This window comes from Amycolatopsis sp. cmx-4-61 (assembly GCF_046548775.1).
Lineage (GTDB): Bacteria > Actinomycetota > Actinomycetes > Mycobacteriales > Pseudonocardiaceae > Amycolatopsis.
This window is the reverse complement of sequence record NZ_JAEBEI010000006.1, coordinates 230,890-247,233: the sequence shown is the minus strand read 5'-3', so window position 1 is coordinate 247,233 and position 16,344 is coordinate 230,890. Positions and strand designations below refer to the sequence as shown.

At 72.7% G+C, this 16,344-nt stretch carries 17 protein-coding genes; 4 read left to right on the top strand and 13 right to left on the bottom strand.

Annotation, left to right across the window (positions count from 1 at the left end; all coding sequences use genetic code 11):
* Positions 1 to 5: 5 nt before the first annotated feature.
* Positions 6 to 653 carry a response regulator transcription factor gene (locus ACLJOU_RS20150; protein ID WP_410569330.1) on the top strand — a complete coding sequence of 216 codons (648 nt, stop codon included), beginning with the start codon at positions 6 to 8 and terminating at the stop codon, positions 651 to 653.
* Positions 650 to 1,855: a sensor histidine kinase gene (locus tag ACLJOU_RS20145; RefSeq protein ID WP_410569185.1), complete on the top strand. Its 1,206-nt coding sequence runs from the start codon at positions 650 to 652 to the stop codon at positions 1,853 to 1,855. Before ACLJOU_RS20150 ends, ACLJOU_RS20145 begins: the two co-directional genes overlap by 4 nt.
* Here ACLJOU_RS20145 and ACLJOU_RS20140 read toward each other — a convergent pair.
* The 9 genes from ACLJOU_RS20140 to ACLJOU_RS20100 form a co-directional block, all read right to left on the bottom strand.
* Positions 1,846 to 2,892: a hypothetical protein gene (locus ACLJOU_RS20140; RefSeq protein WP_410569184.1), complete on the bottom strand. Its 1,047-nt coding sequence runs from the start codon at positions 2,890 to 2,892 to the stop codon at positions 1,846 to 1,848. The genes ACLJOU_RS20145 and ACLJOU_RS20140 overlap by 10 nt on opposite strands.
* A 55-nt stretch (positions 2,893 to 2,947) precedes the next feature.
* On the bottom strand, positions 2,948 to 4,237 hold the full coding sequence (hisS, locus tag ACLJOU_RS20135; protein ID WP_410569183.1) for a histidine--tRNA ligase: 1,290 nt from the start codon (positions 4,235 to 4,237) through the stop codon (positions 2,948 to 2,950).
* A gap of 24 nt (positions 4,238 to 4,261) precedes the next feature.
* Positions 4,262 to 4,651, bottom strand: a complete 390-nt coding sequence (locus ACLJOU_RS20130) for a hypothetical protein (protein WP_410569182.1) — start codon at positions 4,649 to 4,651, stop codon at positions 4,262 to 4,264.
* Between the two features lie 85 nt (positions 4,652 to 4,736).
* The gene (locus ACLJOU_RS20125) at positions 4,737 to 5,903 is read right to left on the bottom strand and encodes an amidohydrolase family protein (RefSeq protein ID WP_410569181.1); all 1,167 of its coding nucleotides are present in this window, start codon (positions 5,901 to 5,903) and stop codon (positions 4,737 to 4,739) included.
* A gap of 1 nt (position 5,904) precedes the next feature.
* Positions 5,905 to 7,029: an MAB_1171c family putative transporter gene (locus ACLJOU_RS20120; protein ID WP_410569180.1), complete on the bottom strand. Its 1,125-nt coding sequence runs from the start codon at positions 7,027 to 7,029 to the stop codon at positions 5,905 to 5,907.
* On the bottom strand, positions 7,026 to 7,547 hold the full coding sequence (locus ACLJOU_RS20115; RefSeq protein ID WP_410569179.1) for a hypothetical protein: 522 nt from the start codon (positions 7,545 to 7,547) through the stop codon (positions 7,026 to 7,028). Before ACLJOU_RS20115 ends, ACLJOU_RS20120 begins: the two co-directional genes overlap by 4 nt.
* On the bottom strand, positions 7,544 to 7,972 hold the full coding sequence (locus tag ACLJOU_RS20110; RefSeq protein ID WP_410569178.1) for an XRE family transcriptional regulator: 429 nt from the start codon (positions 7,970 to 7,972) through the stop codon (positions 7,544 to 7,546). The genes ACLJOU_RS20115 and ACLJOU_RS20110 overlap by 4 nt, the downstream gene beginning before the upstream one ends.
* Positions 7,973 to 8,270: 298 nt before the next feature.
* Positions 8,271 to 8,723, bottom strand: coding sequence for a flavodoxin family protein (locus ACLJOU_RS20105; protein ID WP_410569177.1), 453 nt, complete (start codon positions 8,721 to 8,723; stop codon positions 8,271 to 8,273).
* On the bottom strand, positions 8,723 to 10,354 hold the full coding sequence (locus tag ACLJOU_RS20100; RefSeq protein ID WP_410569176.1) for a phospho-sugar mutase: 1,632 nt from the start codon (positions 10,352 to 10,354) through the stop codon (positions 8,723 to 8,725). The genes ACLJOU_RS20105 and ACLJOU_RS20100 overlap by 1 nt, the downstream gene beginning before the upstream one ends.
* A gap of 30 nt (positions 10,355 to 10,384) precedes the next feature.
* Here ACLJOU_RS20100 and ACLJOU_RS20095 point away from each other — a divergent pair, with 30 nt between their 5' ends.
* Positions 10,385 to 11,545: a glycosyltransferase gene (locus ACLJOU_RS20095; RefSeq protein WP_410569175.1), complete on the top strand. Its 1,161-nt coding sequence runs from the start codon at positions 10,385 to 10,387 to the stop codon at positions 11,543 to 11,545.
* A 91-nt stretch (positions 11,546 to 11,636) separates the two neighbouring features.
* Here ACLJOU_RS20095 and ACLJOU_RS20090 read toward each other — a convergent pair whose 3' ends face one another.
* From ACLJOU_RS20090 to ACLJOU_RS20080, 3 genes are read right to left on the bottom strand one after another with little or no spacing between them, the layout of a single operon-like run.
* Positions 11,637 to 12,416 carry a purine-nucleoside phosphorylase gene (locus ACLJOU_RS20090; protein WP_410569174.1) on the bottom strand — a complete coding sequence of 260 codons (780 nt, stop codon included), beginning with the start codon at positions 12,414 to 12,416 and terminating at the stop codon, positions 11,637 to 11,639.
* Positions 12,413 to 12,832 (bottom strand): ABA4-like family protein, encoded by a 420-nt coding sequence (locus ACLJOU_RS20085; protein WP_410569173.1) that lies wholly within the window; start codon positions 12,830 to 12,832, stop codon positions 12,413 to 12,415. Before ACLJOU_RS20085 ends, ACLJOU_RS20090 begins: the two co-directional genes overlap by 4 nt.
* A complete protein-coding gene (locus tag ACLJOU_RS20080) occupies positions 12,829 to 13,788 on the bottom strand; it encodes a hypothetical protein (RefSeq protein WP_410569172.1) in 960 nt (319 codons plus the stop codon). Before ACLJOU_RS20080 ends, ACLJOU_RS20085 begins: the two co-directional genes overlap by 4 nt.
* Positions 13,789 to 13,901: 113 nt before the next feature.
* Between ACLJOU_RS20080 and ACLJOU_RS20075 the strand changes: the two genes are divergently transcribed.
* Positions 13,902 to 14,528, top strand: a complete 627-nt coding sequence (locus ACLJOU_RS20075; protein WP_410569171.1) for a MerR family transcriptional regulator — start codon at positions 13,902 to 13,904, stop codon at positions 14,526 to 14,528.
* On the opposite strand, the gene ACLJOU_RS20070 is transcribed toward ACLJOU_RS20075, so the two are convergent.
* Entirely contained in the window at positions 14,525 to 16,249 is a 1,725-nt protein-coding gene (locus tag ACLJOU_RS20070) for a serine/threonine-protein kinase (protein ID WP_410569329.1), read from the bottom strand. The genes ACLJOU_RS20075 and ACLJOU_RS20070 overlap by 4 nt on opposite strands.
* Positions 16,250 to 16,344: the final 95 nt, after the last annotated feature.

Here is a 16,344-nt window from a genome sequence, read left to right as displayed (position 1 = left end):
CGAAGGTGCTGCTGGTCGAGGACGACCGGGAACTGGCGGGCATGCTGGGGGAGCTGCTCGCGGACGAGGGTTACGAGACCGAAGTGGCGCACGACGGGCAGCGTGGGCTGCACCTCGGGCTCACCGGGAGCTACGACGTGATGGTCATCGACCGCCGGGTTCCGGTGCTCGACGGGCTGGAGCTGCTGCGGCGGCTGCGGGCCAGGGCGGTGACCACGCGGGTCCTGGTGCTCTCGGCGCTGGGGGAGGTGGCCGACCGGGTGGCGGGCCTGGACGCCGGCGCGGACGACTACCTCGTCAAGCCGTTCGAGGCCGAGGAACTGCTCGCGCGGCTGCGCGCGCTGGCCCGCCGCGACTTCGAAGGCGCCGAGTGCCTGCCCCTCGGCACGGCGGCCCTCGACCTGCGCCGGCACGAGGTCGTGCTGCCGCGCGGGGAGCGGATCACGCTGTCCGGGCGGGAGTTCGAGCTGCTGCGGACGCTGGCGCAGCGGCCGAAGGCGATCCACCCGCGGGCGGCGCTGCGCACGCGCGTGTTCGCCGATTCGACCGGTGAGTCCATCGTGGACACGTATGTGTACTACCTGCGGCGCAAGCTCGGCCGGGACGTCGTGCGGACCGTGCACGGCCTGGGGTACCAGATCGGCGCGGTATGAGCCCCGACCCGGAGGAACGGGCGCTGCGGCGGGCGCGGTGGGTGATCACCGCGCAGATCGCCGTCGTGGTGTCGCTGCTCGTGGCCGTCGCGGGCGCGATCGCGTACGGCATCCTGCTGTCCCGGCAGCACGCGGACGCGGACCGGACGCTGGCCAGGACGATCCAGCTCGGCCCCGGCGCGACCCCGCCCGGCTGCGTCTGGCTGTTCACGCCGAACGCGCACGCGCCCGTGGGACCGGCGCCGCCGGGGATGCCGCTCCCGGAGCTGAACGCCTTCGTGCCGTCGCCGGGCGACGTCCACACCGAACGGCGGTCGATCGGCGGGATGACGCACACGATCCGGGTGGAGAACCACGGCGGCGTCGTCTCGCAGGCGTTCTTCGAGGAGCGGTACCAGATCCAGGACCGCGCGTCCCTGGTGTCCGGTCTCGGCGTCGCGGAGGTGCTCGCGCTGCTGGCGGCCCTGGGGTGCGGGCGGGTGCTGGCCCGCCGGGCGATCCGGCCGCTGGAGGACGCCCTGCGGCGGCAGCGGACGTTCGTCGCCGACGCGTCCCACGAGCTGCGGGCCCCGCTGACCCGGCTGCACACGCGGGCGCAGCTGCTGGCCCGGCGGTCGTCCGGCCGCGACGCGGCGGAACTCGACCAGCTGGTCCGCGGGACGCGGGAACTCGGCGAAGTCGTCGAGGACCTGCTGCTGTCGGCGCAGGCGTGCGGCGAACGGCCGTCGCTGGAACTGGTCGAGCTCGGCGTGCTGGCCGAGGAAGCGGTGGCGGCGGAGGCGGTGCGGGCTTCGGAGGGCCGGGTCCGGTTGGCGGTGACGCGCGAGCGGCGGCCGTACGTCGTCCAAGGCGTGCCGACGGCGTTGCGCCGCGTGCTGTCGGCGTTGCTGGACAACGCACTCGGCCACACCCCGCCGGGCGGCTCGATCGAGGTCTGGCTCGGCGTCCCCGACGAGCGGCACGTGGAGCTGAGGGTCCATGACACGGGCGTGGGCTTCCCGGCCACCGAAGCGGACCGCATCTTCGAGCGCTTCGCCCGCGGCTCCGACGGCGACGGCCGCCGCTTCGGCCTCGGCCTCGCCCTGGTCCGCGAAGTGGTGACGGGCCACGGCGGCACGATCGCCGCGGCAGGCCGCCCGGGAGCAGGAGCAACCTTCACCCTCCGCCTCCTCCGCGCCGACCATTCGGGGCATCACGCGTGACTGAGCGGCATCACCCGTGATGCCTCGCCAATCACGCGTGATGCCCCTCCAGTCACGCGTGATGGCCCTCCAATCACGTGTGATGCCCTCTGATCACGCGAGTTTCGGGAGGACGAAGCGGATCTCGCGGGCCATGTCGGGCGGAAGGCGGTCGAGATGGGTTTCGATTTCGGCCGCCAGGGCGGGGTGTCGCGGTCGCGGAGGAGGGCCGCGGCCGCCCGGCGCGTGTGAACCGGGTGGTCCGGGGACAGCAGGGCCAGCAGCGTGGCCGGGTCGACGAACCGCCCGCGCAGGAACTTCACCACCTCGCGGGTCACCGCGGGTGACGGGTCCGTCAGCAACGGCCGCACCGCCGCCGGCTCCGGGGCGATCCGGCGCGACCGCACCGCCGACGAGCGGTCCGCCAGGTGGGTCACGGCGGCGTCGACGCCGAGCAGCGTCAACGCCCGCATCCGGACCTTCGGCACGCCGGCCGCCAGCAGTTCTTCGACGCACTCGCCGCGGTCGAGCAGCGCGTTGCCGCAGATCGAGCGGACCACGAAGTCGTGGTGCGTGGAAGCGATCTCCAGCAGCCGCTCGCGGGGCAGCAGCCCGAGCGCCTCGCGGTGGGCCCAGCGGCGAGCCTCCCGGTCTTCCAGCGCCAAGACGGCGTCGAGCACGCTCGGCAGTCTTTCGCGCAGCAGTGTGGTCATCCAGTCGTCGAGCAGGCGCCGGCGCAGGATGCCGATCAACGGAAGCGTCGCCCGAAGCGCGGGCTCGTCCAGTTTGGACGGAACGATCGACCGGGCGAGTTCCCGGACCGGCCCGACCCAGTCGACGCACCGGATCAGCAACAGCGGCAGCGCTTCGGGATCGGTGCTGACCGCAAGCCGCTCGACGGCGGCCTCGCGCAGGTACCCGTCGCGGTTGCACGCCGCTTCGGCCAGCTCTTCGCGCGAAGGCCGGCGGCGGAGCCGTCGCCCGCGGCGGTACCCCGGCTCCCGCCGCACCGTGCGGTCGAACTCGACCCACTGCCGCACATCTTCGAACTCGATCATCGGCCTCCCCTCCGGCGCCCAGGATGCCCGGGCGCCGGAGGGGAGCCGACCCGATTCACCCCAGCAGGGCCCGCACCGCCGCGGGCGCGTCGGCGATCGCGACCGGGTTCTGCTCCCGCGTCGCCAGGCTGCGGACCGTGACGTTCCCGGCGGCCCAGTCCTCCTGGCCGACGATCACCACCGCGACCGCGCCGGCCTTGTCCGCGCGGGTCAGCTCCTTGCCCAGCTTCCGGTGCTCGATCGGCGTCGACGTCCGCAGCCCGGCGGCCCGCAGCGAGCCGGCCACGGAACGGGCCGCGTCGAAGAGGTCCTCGGTCACCGGGATCACCATGACGTCGACCTCGCTGCGCGGGGCCGGCGTCAGGCCGTGCGTGTCGAGGAAGTCGATCAGCGTCACATCGCCCATGCCGAACCCGATGCCCGGGATCTGCTGCGGCGTGAACATCGACGCCAGGTCGCTGTAGCGGCCGCCGCCGAAGAGGGCGCGGCGGTTCTCCGGCGAGGTGTCGAAGACCTCGAACACGGTCGACGTGTAGTACGCCAGCCCGCGCACGATGATCGGCTCGTACTTCACCAGCGAACCCGCGCTGCTGTTCAGCACGCGGACCAGGTTCGACTGCTCCCGCACCGCGGCCGGCAGCTCGTCGAGCAGCGCCTCGCCCGCGTCGAGCGTCTCGGCCAGCTTCGCGAACTGCTTCTCCGAGAGCCCGATCTCGCCGGCGTTCTCGGCCAGCTTCTCGCGCGGGTACTTCTCCCACCGGTCGACCAGCGCGAACACCTGGGCCAGGTGGTCCGCCGACACGCCGGCGACGTCGGTGAGCGCCGACGTCAGCAGGTTCCGGTCGTTGACGCGCAGCACGAACATGTCCGGCGACGCGCCCAGCGCGGCCATCATGTCGTGCACGAGCTCGAAGATCTCGATCTCGCAGTTGGCGTTGTCCGAGCCGAAGATGTCCGCGTTGATCTGCCAGTGCTCGCGGACGCGGCCGCGCTGCGGCGCCTCGTACCGGTGGCAGTTCGGGTGGCTGTACCAGCGGACCGGGAACGACAGCGACTTCGCGCTCCCGGCGATCATCCGCGCCACCGACGGCGTCATCTCCGGCCGCAGCGCCAGCCGCCGCCCGCCCTTGTCGGTCAGCGTGTACAGCTGCTTGTCGGCGATCTCCTGACCGGACTTGCGCTCGTAGATCTCGGCCGATTCGAGGATCGGGCCGTCGTAGCGGAGGAAGCCGCGGCGTTCGAGGACGTCGTAGAGATGACCGAACACCTGGGTACGCACGGACATTTCGGCGGGCAGGAAGTCCCGGGTCCCCTTGTAGGGCGCGGTCGGCAGGTATTCAGGCACGTCACCCAGCTTAACGACCGGCGGTCAGGCGAAGGCGACCCCGTATGCGGTGAGCAATGTGGCCGCGGCCAGCAGCAACGCGCCGGCGGACGTCACGCGGCCGCCGAGCTTGCCCCGGTTCGGGAGCAGATGGAGGAAGAATCCACCCGACTGGGCGAGGATCCCGGACAGCAGCAGGAAGCACGCGATCCACAACGTCGTGTCGGACAGCGTCGTGCGGCTGAGGATCTGCAGCGCGACCAGGGCCAGGACCAGCAGCACGCCGGCGTGGGCGTGGCCGGCGCGGAACATCGCGCGCTGGTGTTCGGTGAGCTTGCGGTCCCGCAGGACACCCATCAGCGCGTAGCCGCCGTACATCACGGTCGGCAGCGAGACCAGGGCGATCACCGTGAACAGCTGGGTCGGTCCGTGCATCGGGAAGCTCCTTCGAGAGGGGTAGCGCTACAGTAACACTGTTTTAAAACGCTGTCACCGAAGTGGGCATTCCCCGGTCGGGGACCTAGACGGGACGGCCCTGGGCCAGCACCAGCAGCGGGTTGCGCAGCGCGGCCAGCGACGCCAGCGGGTCGCCTTCGACGACCAGGACGTCCGCCGCCAGCCCGGCTTCGAGCCGCCCGGTCACCGAACCGAGGCCCAGCCCGGCCGCACTGTCCTCGGTCGCGATCTCCAGGGTCCGGCGCCGGGAAAAGCCGAGCCATTCGTACAGCTCCAGCGCGCCCACCGGGTCGTCGAACACCGAGCCGGGCAGGCCCGCGTCGGTCCCGGAAAGCAGCCGGACGCCGTGCTCTTCGAGCCACGGCAGCCGCCCGTACATCGCGTGGGCGACGTCGTCGCCGAGCTTCTCGACGATCACCCGCCAGTTGCGGCTGCTCGTCGAGCACGCCGAAATCCCGTCCGTGGCCATCCGCTTCGCCACGTGCTCGCGGCGGTCGAACGACTTGGGCCCGGTCAGGAAGCTGCAGTGCTCGACCGTCGACACCCCGGCCTCGACGGCGGCCTCGATCGCGTCGGCGCCGTGGGCGTGCGCCGCCACCGGCAGCCCGTGCGACGCCGCGTGGCTGACGATCAGCGACAGCTGCCGCGCGTCGAACTGCGACTCCCACATGTCGGCGCCGCCCTCGGTGAGCTGGCCACCGCTGGCCATCACCTTGATGACGTCCGCGCCCGCGGCCGCGTTCGCGTCGATCAGGGCGCGGATTTCGTCGTCGGACGCGGTTTCACCACCGAAGAAGTGGCAGTGCCCGCCCGGCACGGTGATCGGCGGCCCGGACACGAGCAGCCGCGGCGCCACCGCACCCTCGAACGAACGCCGGACGGCGGCCCCGAGGTGCCCGCGGTCCCCGAGGTCCCGCACGGTGGTGACCCCGCTGCGCACCATGGACGTCAGCCGCGCCCGGGCGCCCGCCAGCCGGTCTTCGCTTTCGATGAAGTGCGCCAGCATTTCGCGGGACGCGTCGAACGACAGGTGCACGTGGACGTTGCACAGCCCCGCCAGTGCGGTGCCGGTGGGGAAGTCGTGCCGGGACGCGTCCGGCGTGGCCTGCGCGACGACGTCCGCGCGCGGGCCCGCCGCCACGATCACGCCGTCGCGCACCAGCACGGCGCCGTCGTCGACCGGAGTGGCGGGCCGGGGCAGCACCCGGCCGGCGGTGATCAGCGTGTCCACGTCACTTCCCGTTCGCCAGCGCGGCCGACAGCGCGAGCAGCGGCCGGACGTCGGATTCGAGGTCGTCCGCCCCGGCGGGCAGGACCTGTTTGGCGCGGCCGTCGCTGGCCTCGCCCGCCGCGTGCCGCCGCAGGGCCGTCTTCAGCGCCGCCGCCGCGGCACCGGGATCGGTGGCGACGACCTCGCCGAAGCCGGCGTCGAGGTACGGCGACAGCTGCACGAGGCCGTCCCGGATCTCGATCACCCGGCGGTAGTGCACCCGGTGGACGCCGCGCGGGGACAGCCGGTCGCCGCGGCGCGGCGGGGTCCGCAGCACGATGCTCGGGAACGCCTCGACCAGGACCGTCCACAGAGGAGCGAGAGCCTCGTGTTCCCGCCGGTGCTGGCGGCGGCGCCGCAGCGCCGACACCCGGGCCCGCACCCCCGGGTAGGTGACCCCGGCCAGGAACAGCATCCCGCCGGCGACGACGAACGGCACGCCGAGCACCAGCAGGACCTTCACGACGGGCCCGAAGACCCACGCCACCACGATGTAGAGCGCGCGGAAGATGCTGCCGACGGCCGCGCCGGCCATGCCGATCGCGCTCAGCCGCAGGCCGATCCGCAGGTCCCGGTCGGCCACCCGCTGGTACCGCACGATCCAGGCGGTGCAGGCGATCAGGCCGTAGATCAGGTACAGCCCGGCGCCGAGGTAGAACACCGCGATCCGGCTGTCGTGGATCGTCGACGGCCCCAGCGGCAGGCCCCGCAGCGGCGGCGGGGTCAGGCTCATCGTGACGATCATCAGCGTGATCGCCGCGGCCGGCGGCACCAGCTCCACCGCCACCCGCCGGTACCGGCGCGGGCCCAGCGCCGAGCCGAGGAAGAAGATCACCAGCGCGCAGATCCCGCAGGCCAGCAGGGCGTTGTTCGCCACCCGCGCCGCACCCGCGCCCAGCAGCGCGTCGACGTCGTCGGAGAGCTCCGGCTGCTGCAGCAGGAACGCCGCCGCGAACCCGGCCACGCAGGCGGTGACGGCCCAGTTCGGCACGGTCGGTGCGCGCGTCACCTGGTAGATCCGCCACGCCAACGCCGCGGCGAACAGCACCAGTGCCACCAGGTTCACGGGGCTGAACAGCGTGCTCACAACCACCCTTGGTGATCGCCGAGCGCGCCCTGGATCCGGCGGAGGTCCCGGTCAGCGGCGCGCCGGGGGATCGTGTAGTTCAGGACCGACGCCCATTCGAGGATGATCGTCGCGACCGTCTCGGCTTCCCACTCGTGCGCGTCATCGTAGGACGAGCGGCGCAGGGCGCGGTGCACGGCGTCCGGGTCGAGATCCGCCGCCGGGCCACGCAGGAAGTCCGCCGGCTCGGCGTCGCCGTGCGGGTGGTGATCGGCCAGCATGTGCCCGAGCTCGTGCAGGATGATGTGGTCCTGGTGCGATTTCGTGGTTTCGGCCTGGTAGAAGATGTAGTCCGCGGACGACGTCGCGATCCAGCAGCCGAACGGCCCGGGCACTTCCAGCGGGTACGCCAGCAGCCGGATCGGCCGCCCGCGCCGCTCGCCCAGCCGCGCGCACAGCACCTCGACGTCCAGCGGCGGTCCGATGTCCAGGTCCTTGAGCAGCTTCCGGCAGCGGCGGCGCAGCTCACGCTCCTTCATCGCGCGGTGTTCCCCGGGCTCCAGCCCCCGCTGTCCTCCGGGTGCCGGCCCTCGCGCTCGGCCCGCTCGTAGCGTTCGACGAGCTCCAGCAGGTCCATCACCTGACGACGGCCCTGCGGTGAGAGCTCCTGCGCCCGCATGGCCATCAGCTGGGCCTCGCCCGCGGGCGCCGCGGCGGCCTCTTCGTCGAAGAAGTACGTCACCGGCACGCCGAACAGCCTCGCCAGCGCCTCGACGTAGTGGATCTTCGGGTTGACCCGCTTGCCGGTGGCGAGCTGCTGCAGGTAGGCGGGCGACATCGCCGGGCCGCCCGCCCGCTCGACGGCGGCGGAGATCTCCCGGTAGCTGTGCGGTGCGCGGCCGTCCATCCGAGCGGCCTCGATCAGGGCGCTCAGGCGCTCCGCGAAAGTGCGTTCCCGTGCCATCTCCACCCCCTGGGACTCCAGCCGCGAAAATTCTAACCGCAGACCACTGTACGCACTTGTTGACAGCTGTCGTATGCAGTGGTTTACAGTTGGCTCGCCTCTCGCCTGGCTCTCCGTGCCCTGGGGGTGCACGGAACAGCTCAGGCGAGAGGTTGTCGTGCCTTCGACTCGTCATGATCGCACCGTCTGTAGTACGCTTCACAGGCCAAGGTTGATCGCCCCTCGGGGCGAACCCTTGGCCACGGCCTGTTGCCGGAGGTCGACCCCCAGGGCTTCCGGTGACAGGCCCCTTTACGTTTCAGCCCATCAGCGTGGCGGCCAGGGTGCCGCCCAGCTCGGTGCACGCTTCGAGGGTCTTCTTGTCCGGTTCACCCGTGCTGATGACGGGGTCTGCCGCTTCGGCCCAAGCCAGGCCCGTCGTGATGGCCAGCAGCTGCCGTCGGGTGCCCGAAGTGTCGCTGTTGCCGTGGATCCAGTACCCGAACGGGCGACCGCGCGTCTCGTCCAGGCACGGGTAGTAGACGGTGTCGAAAAAGTGCTTCAGCGCGCCGCTCATGCTGCCCAGGTTCGCCGGGGTGCCCAGCAGATACCCGTCGGCGGCCAGCACGTCGGAGGGGGTGGCCGCCAGCGCCGCGCGGCGGACCACCTCCACCCCCTCGATGTCCGGGTGCGTCGCGCCCGCCACGACCGCCTCGAACAACGCCTGCGTGGACGGCGACGGCGTGTGGTGGACGATCAGCAGCCGCGGCATCAGGTGAGCAGCTCCTCGACGTCCGCGCGCAACGCCGTCAGCCGTTCCTGCGCCGCGCCGCGGGCGTCCGCCAGTGCGTCCGTCACCGGCGCTACCACCTGCAGGTACGCCTTCAGCTTCGGCTCGGTCCCGGACGGCCGCACGACCACGCGGACGCCGTCCCCGGTCAGCCGGACCACGTCGGCGTCCGGCAGCAGGTCTTCGAGCGCGACCTCGACACCGCCGAGCCGGGCCGGCGGGGTCTCCCGCACCTTCGCCATCAGCTGGCCGCGGACGGCGAGGTCGGTGACCCGCAGGGAAACCTGGTCGGTCAGGTGGACGCCGTGGCGCTGCGCCAGCTCGTCGAGCACGTCCAGCGGCGTGCGGCCCTGCGCCTTCAGCTGCGCGGCGAGCCCCGCGGCCAGCGTCGCGGCGGCGATGCCGTCCTTGTCGCGCACGAAACCCGGGTTCACGCACAACCCGAGGGCTTCTTCGTAGGCGAAGACGAGGCCTTCGCCGGCGCGGACCAGCCATTTGAAGCCGGTGAGCGTCTCGGCGTACCGGGCCCCTTCGGCCTTGGCGATTTCGCCGAGCATCGACGACGACACGATCGTGGTGGCCACCAGCGGGTCCGGCAGTGTCGTGCGATCCACTGTGGACAGGACGTACGAGCCGAGCAGCACGCCGGTCTCGTCGCCGCGCAGCATCCGCCACCGCCCGTCCCGCTCGCGCACCCCGAGCGCGCACCGGTCGGCGTCCGGGTCGAGGGCGATCGCCAGGTCGGCGTCCACATCGGACGCCAGGGCCAGCAGCAGGTCCGTCGCGCCCGGCTCTTCCGGGTTCGGGAACGACACGGTCGGGAAGTCCGGGTCCGGCGCCGTCTGTTCGCCGACGAGGTGCAGGTCGGTGAACCCGGCCCGCTCGAACGCCGCGCGCAGCGTGTCGGCGCCGACGCCGTGCAGCGCCGTCGCGGCCACCCGCACCGCGCGCTCGTGGCCCAGCGGCAGCGTCGCGACCTCGTCGAGGTACCGCGGCAGCAGGTCGACGACCTCGGCGCCGGGCGCCCGCGGGACTTCGGCGGCGGGCGGCGCGGCCTCGATGGCGCGCTCGATCTCGCCGTCGGACGGCGGGACGATCTGCCCGCCGGTCGCGTCGTAGAGCTTGTACCCGTTGTCCGCCGGGGGATTGTGGGACGCGGTGATCTGGATCCCGGCCACCGCGCCGAGCCGCCCGACGGCGAAGGCGAGCACCGGCGTCGGCAGCGGGCGGGGGAACACCTTGACGTCGAAGCCGGCCGCGGTCAGCACCTCGGCGGCGGCGGTCGCGAACGCTTCCGAGCCGTGCCGCGCGTCCCGGCCGACGACGACCAGCGCACCGGCGTGCCCGTGGCCGTGCAGCCACTGGGCGACCCCGGCCGTCGTGCGGGTGACGACGGCGACGTTCATCCCGTTCGGCCCCGCGCGCACCGGGCCGCGCAGCCCGGCGGTGCCGAATTCGAGCGGCCCGGCCAGCCGGTCGGCGAGGTCTTCGGCGGCCACGGGGTCGTCCGCGGCCCGGGTCAGCAGGGCCTCGAGCTCGGCGCGGGTGGCGGGGTCCGGATCGGCGGCGATCCAGCGGGAAGCGGCGTCACGCAGGGTGGAATCCGATGTCACCGCGTCAGCCTACGGGCTAAGGTCGGGTAGGTGCGCTTACTCTTCACCTCACTGGGGTCCTTCGGCCACACCTTCCCGCTCGTCCCGCTGGCGGTCGCCGCGCGCGACGCGGGCCACGACGTCGTCTTCGCCACCTCGGAAGACTTCCTGCCGCAGCTGACGAAGGCCGGGCTCGAGACGGCGGCCGCCGGGCCCGCCATCAAGGACGCGTTCGGGCAGGCGTTCGCCGAATCCGGCCCGCCCGGCCCGCGGCGCCCGCCCGGCGACATCCCGCGCGAGGAGCTGTTCCCGGTCGTCGCGAAGGTGTTCGGCGAGCTGATGCCGAAGCGGATCCTCGCCGACCTGCTGCCCGTCTTCGACCACGTCCGGCCCGACCTGGTCGTGAGCGAGGTGGCCAACTCCGGGGGCGCCTTCGCCGCGCTCAAGGCGGGGATCCCGGTGGTGGCGCACGGTTTCGGGCGCGTGTCGACCGGCGATCCGATGACCACGCAGATCCGGGGCGCGATCCGCGAGCACGGCGCCGCGCTGGGCATCGAGGTCGGCGAGGACCTGGCGTTCGGCGGCCCGTTCGTCGACATCTGCCCGGAGTCGGTGCAGGACCGGGCTTTCCTGGCCCGCACCCACCGGGTGCCGCTGCGCCCGGTCGGCTGGAGCGAGCCGGGGCAGCTGCCGCCGGGCGTGCTCGACAAGCGGCGTCCGCTGGTCTACCTGACGCTGGGCACGGCCATGGGCCACGCGGGCGTGCTCACCGAGGCGATCGCCGGTCTGTCCGGTTTGGACGTCGACGTCCTGGTCGCCACCGGCCCGTCGCTGCCGGACGACGCACTGGGCGAGGTCCCGGCGAACGTCCGGCTCGAGGCGTGGGTCCCGCAGGCGGCGCTGCTCCCGCACGTCGACCTGATCGTCCACCACGGCGGCAGCGGCACGACGCTCGGCGCGTTCGGCGCGGCCCTCCCGCAGCTGCTGATGCCGCAGGGCGCGGACCAGTTCACCAACGCGGACGCGGTCCTCGCCGCCGGTGTCGGCGACCGCCTCCTCGGCCCCGAGGTCACGGCCGAAGCGGTGGCCACCAAGGCCCGCCACCTCCTGACGGACACCTCGGTCCGCGACGCAGCCCGCGTCTTGGCCGACGAGGTCGCGGCCATGCCCTCCCCGGCCGAGGTGGCCGCGCAACTCCCCACCCTGGCCTGAAGCGCCCCAATGTGGCCTTCGGTGCGTGAGACGCACCGAAGGCCGCCTTGGGTGCGTGAGACGGACCGAAGGCCACATTGGGGCGCTCGGGTCAGGCGCGGGTGACCAGTTCCCGCAGCAGGGAGCCCATCTTCGTGGCCGCCGCGCGGCCGGCTTCCAGGACTTCCTGGTGGTTCAGCGGCTCGCCGGTCATGCCCGCGGCCAGGTTCGTCACCAGGGACAGGCCGAAGACCTCGACGCCGGCCGCGCGGGCGGCGATCGCCTCCAGGACCGTCGACATGCCGACCAGGTCCGCGCCCAGCGTGCGCAGCATCCGGATTTCCGCCGGCGTCTCGAAGTGCGGCCCCACCAGACCCGCGTAGACGCCTTCTTCGAGCGACGGATCGATCTCGCGGGCGATGTCCCGCAGCCGCTTCGAGTACAGGTCCGTCAGGTCGACGAAGTTCGCGCCGACGATCGGCGAGCGCGCGGTCAGGTTGAGGTGGTCGGCGATCAGCACCGGCTGACCCACCTGGAAGCCCTCGCGCAGGCCGCCCGCCGCGTTCGTGAGCAGCACCGTCCGGACGCCGGCCGCCGCCGCGGTGCGCACGTTGTGCACCACCGGGTCGATGCCCTTGCCCTCGTAGAAGTGCGTCCGCCCGAGCATCACCAGGACGTGCTTGCCGCCGATCTCCAGCGAGCGGATGGTGCCGCCGTGGCCCACCGCGCCGGGCGTGGTGAAACCGGGCAGTTCGGCGAACGGGATCTCCGTCTCGCACTCCCCGATGACGTCCGCCGCCGGACGCCAGCCCGACCCCAGTACCACCGCGATGTCGTGCGCGTCGACGCCGGTGCGCTTGGCGATGGCGCTCGCGGCTTCTTGTTCAGTCATGCGAGCGAGCGTATCCGGACGGCTCTCACCACGAGGAACACCACCAGCCCGAACGGCGAGAGGAAGATCGTCAGCAGCAGGATCGGGCTGACGAGCCACGGCGAGATCCCGGCCGAACGCCCTTCGAAGTACATCCACCGGGCGATGAACAGGTCGAACGCGATCAGGTGCGCCCAGACCAGCCCGGCGCCCCACGGCGTCGCGAGCAGTGCCTGCAGGACGCCGAGGTCCGGCCGCAGCATCGCCCGCCCCCACTCGCCGAAGTGCGGCAGCACGAGCCCGAAGTAGCAGACGAGCGGCAGCAGCGGCACCCACGGCGACGCCATGATCCGCTCGGTCCACCGCCGGTTCGGGGCCAGGACCAGCAGCGCCCAGAACGGCGCCGCCAGCGGGAACGCCCAGGTGAACAGGGTCATCGGCCGGCCGCCCGCTCCGGCGCGCGGACGACGGCCAGCGCACCGAGCCCGACCGCGGCCACCAGCAGCGTGAACGCCCCCAGCGTCGCCGCGTCCGGGTGCACGATCGACTGGGCCCGCAGCGCCTGCCACGTGACCAGCGCGATCAGCCCCGCGTACCCGGCCGCGCCGAGCAGGACGAGCCGGGCGCGGACGACATCGTCACGCAGGCGCGGGAAGCGCGAGGCCAGCGCGGCCAGCGCGATGGCGAGCAGGGGCAGGGCCTGCAGGGCGTGCATCCCGACGAAGTGCGGGATGCGCAGGTCGCCGCCGACGGTGCTCCAGCCGAGGATCGGCAGGCCGGGGCCGCCGTCTTGGAGCCCGACGGTGTGGCCGCCCACCATGTCCGGCCGCCCGCCGCTCTGCCACTGAGCGAGCTGCTGCGCGGTCGGGTTCGTCATCAGCTGGCCGAGCGTGATCCCCACCAGCGAGAGCGCCGCCCCGGCACGCACCGCCCAGTACGACGCGCGGTCGGGCACCTTCGTGAACAGCATCAGCACCGTGAGCGCCAGGGTGGCGACCCACAGCACGACGATCATCACGGCCATCGTGCCGAAGACGGTGGCGTCCTGCGGGGTCGCGACGTTGAAGTGGCTCGCCCGGCCGCGCGCGGCCTGGAACACCAGCAGGACGTACTCGGCGGCGAAGATGAGGACCAGGAGGTTCGTCAGCCAGTGCGCCGTGCGCCGGAACCGCGGCAGCAGCGAGACGAGCCAGCTCCAGGTGGCCAAGTAGAGCGCGCCGGACACCGCGAACTTGAACGGCTTCGCCCAGATCGGCGCGCCGCCCAGGGTTCGCCGGTCGAGGACCATGGCCGCGACGCACAGCACCGCGACCACCCCCAGTGCGGCGGCCGCGAGCGCGGACGGCCGGTGCCAGGAGTTCGTCCTGCTCCGGAGATCGGCAAAGATGGTCATGGTTCCTCCCAGAACGGATAGTAAAGCTCTCCGTTTTGGGAAGTTAAACTATCCATGCTGAGAAGTCTTCAGGGTTGTCCCCGAGGCGGACCCCGGGATCGGAGCGGAAACGCATGCGGATGGCCGAGCTGAGCGCCGAGTCCGGGGTGCCGGTCGCGACCGTCAAGTACTACCTGCGCGAAGGCCTGCTCCCGGCCGGCGAGCGCACCAGCCCGAACCAGGCGCGCTACTCCGCGGCGCACGTCCAGCGGCTGCGGCTGATCAAGGCGCTCACCGAGGTCGGCGGGCTGTCGCTGGCCTCGGTCGGCGTCGTGCTGAACGCGATCGACGGCGACGAGAGCCCGCATCGCACCATGGGCGTCGTCCAGCAGGAGCTGGCCGGGACTCCGCCGAAGGTCTCCGAAGAGGCCGCCGAGTGGGCGTCCGGGCGGCTGGCCGACCTCATGCGCCGGCACGGCTGGAAGGCGCACCCGCCCGAGCACCGGACGATGGCCAACCTCGTCGCCGCGCTGGCGACGGCCAAGGAGCTGGGGCAGGGGAAGCTGATCGAACGGCTCGAGGAGTACGCCGGCCTGGCGATGCGCGTCGCCGAAGTCGACGTCGCGACGGTGGCCGGCCTGACTTCGGTGGACCGGATCATCGAGACCGGGCTCGTCGCGACCGTGCTCGGCGACCGGATCTTCGCCGGCCTGCGCCACCTCGCCCAGGAACAGGTGTCCCGCGAGGTCCTCGGCGGTTAGTCCGAGACGCTCAACGTGGGGGCGACGCGGTCGAAGACGTCCCGGCGGCCCGAGTTCTCCTGCTCGGCCGGCACGGTGACGGACAGGATCCACAGGCTGGTACCCGCCTGCGTCAGGTTCATGAACGTCACCCGGGTGCCGCCGCTCCTGTCGCTTTCCGGCAGCGTGCCGCCCTCGGCCAGGCGGTACGTCAGCGTCGACCCCTTGCCGCCCGGCAGCGGCACCGGCCCGTCGAGCACGAACGTGTTGTCCAGGTAGGACCCCTTCAGCCAGGTGATGTACTCGCCGTCGTCGGGGTACTGGGCGAAGTACTTCGCCAGCCGTTCCACCCGCAGCGACCGGCGGCCGTCGGGGGAGACGTACTGGACCGCCGTGCTCGCCCCGAACTTCGTGGTCGTGTGCGGGGCGACGAACTTCTGCCAGCCCTCGGGCACCTGGAGGCCGAACTGCCCGCCGTTGCCGGTCACGTAACTGGCGTCGCCGGACTGCTGCACCAGCGACGGCGGCGGCACCTCGGTCACGCCGTTCGACGTGCTGCGCGGGGCGGCGGCCGGCGGCAGCAGGGACTGGCCGCCGACCGCCCTGGCCAGCGCGAACCCGCCGCCCGCGGCGAGGAGGAAGAGCAGGATCGCGACCGCGACGAGCACGGCGGTGGCCGTGGAGCTGCGGCGGCTCACCCGCGGCGGCGCGACGAACACCGTCGGCGGGTCCGCGGCCGGCGCCGGGGTGGGCGGGCGCAGGAACGGCAGCGGGCCCGGATCGGCGGCGAGCTCGCTGCTCGACCCCTCGGCCTTCTTCTCCGCCTTGGCCTTCTCGGGCAGGACCGTCTTGATCACCTGCGTGTCGGTGGCGTCCGGCTGCGCGGACGTCTTCTTGCCGTCCGGGGTGTGGAACAGCTCGGACCCGAACAGGTCGAGCGGCGTCTTCGTCTGCAGCGGGTACAGCCGGTGCCGGACCTCGCGCAGCGTGATCCGCCGGCCGGGCTCCTTCCGCATCAGCGCGCCGATGACGTCGGCCAGCGGACCGGCCTTCGGCTGCGGCACCTTCCCGTTGACGACCTTGCCGACCGTCTCCAGGGGATCGCCGTCGGCGTCGTACGGCGGTGCGCCCTCGACCGCGGCGAACAGCGTGGCGCCGAGACCCCACAGGTCCGCGGCCGGCGTGACGGCGCCGCCGGAGGCCACCTCCGGGGCGATGTAGGCGGGCGAGCCGAGCATGATCCCGGTGCGGGTCATGGTCGCCTCGGAGACGTTGCGGGCGATGCCGAAGTCGGTCAGCTTGATGCGGCCGTCGCTGGCCACCAGGACGTTGCCCGGCTTGACGTCGCGGTGGGTGATCCCGGCGGAGTGCGCGGCCTCCAGCGCGGACGCCACGGCGATGCCGACCGCGGCGGCCTGCCCGACGGTCAGCGGCCCGTGGTCCCGCAGGATGTGCGCGAGGCTGCGGGAGGGCAGCAGCTCCATGACCACGAACGGCTGGTCGTCCTCGCGGGCGACGTCGTGCAGGATGATGACGTTCGGGTGGGAGAGCACGGCGATCGCGCGCGCCTCGCGCAGCGTGCGCTCCCGCAGCTCGTCCGCCTGCGACGCCGGGATGCCCGGCGGCACCTTCATCTCCTTGACGGCCACCTGCCGGTGCAGGAACTCGTCGTAGGCCGACCAGACGGTGCCCATCGACCCGGAGCCGAGCACCGAACGCAGCCGGTAGCGACCGGCGACCACTCGTGTGTCTTCGCTGGAGGGGGGCACGCGCCAATTGTGTCGTACGCGACCGGCCGTCTCGACGCAGCGTGCGCGTTCGGTCCCCCAACCCTGCC

Coding starts and splice junctions, on each gene's coding strand:
- ACLJOU_RS20145 (WP_410569185.1), top strand. CDS start 650: ATGAGCCCCGACCCGGAGGAACGGGCGCTGCGGCGGGCGCGGTGGGTG.
- ACLJOU_RS20140 (WP_410569184.1), bottom strand. CDS start 2,892: ATGATCGAGTTCGAAGATGTGCGGCAGTGGGTCGAGTTCGACCGCACG.
- ACLJOU_RS20130 (WP_410569182.1), bottom strand. CDS start 4,651: ATGCACGGACCGACCCAGCTGTTCACGGTGATCGCCCTGGTCTCGCTG.
- ACLJOU_RS20115 (WP_410569179.1), bottom strand. CDS start 7,547: ATGAAGGAGCGTGAGCTGCGCCGCCGCTGCCGGAAGCTGCTCAAGGAC.
- ACLJOU_RS20110 (WP_410569178.1), bottom strand. CDS start 7,972: ATGGCACGGGAACGCACTTTCGCGGAGCGCCTGAGCGCCCTGATCGAG.
- ACLJOU_RS20105 (WP_410569177.1), bottom strand. CDS start 8,723: ATGCCGCGGCTGCTGATCGTCCACCACACGCCGTCGCCGTCCACGCAG.
- ACLJOU_RS20090 (WP_410569174.1), bottom strand. CDS start 12,416: ATGACTGAACAAGAAGCCGCGAGCGCCATCGCCAAGCGCACCGGCGTC.
- ACLJOU_RS20085 (WP_410569173.1), bottom strand. CDS start 12,832: ATGACCCTGTTCACCTGGGCGTTCCCGCTGGCGGCGCCGTTCTGGGCG.
- ACLJOU_RS20080 (WP_410569172.1), bottom strand. CDS start 13,788: ATGACCATCTTTGCCGATCTCCGGAGCAGGACGAACTCCTGGCACCGG.
- ACLJOU_RS20075 (WP_410569171.1), top strand. CDS start 13,902: ATGCGGATGGCCGAGCTGAGCGCCGAGTCCGGGGTGCCGGTCGCGACC.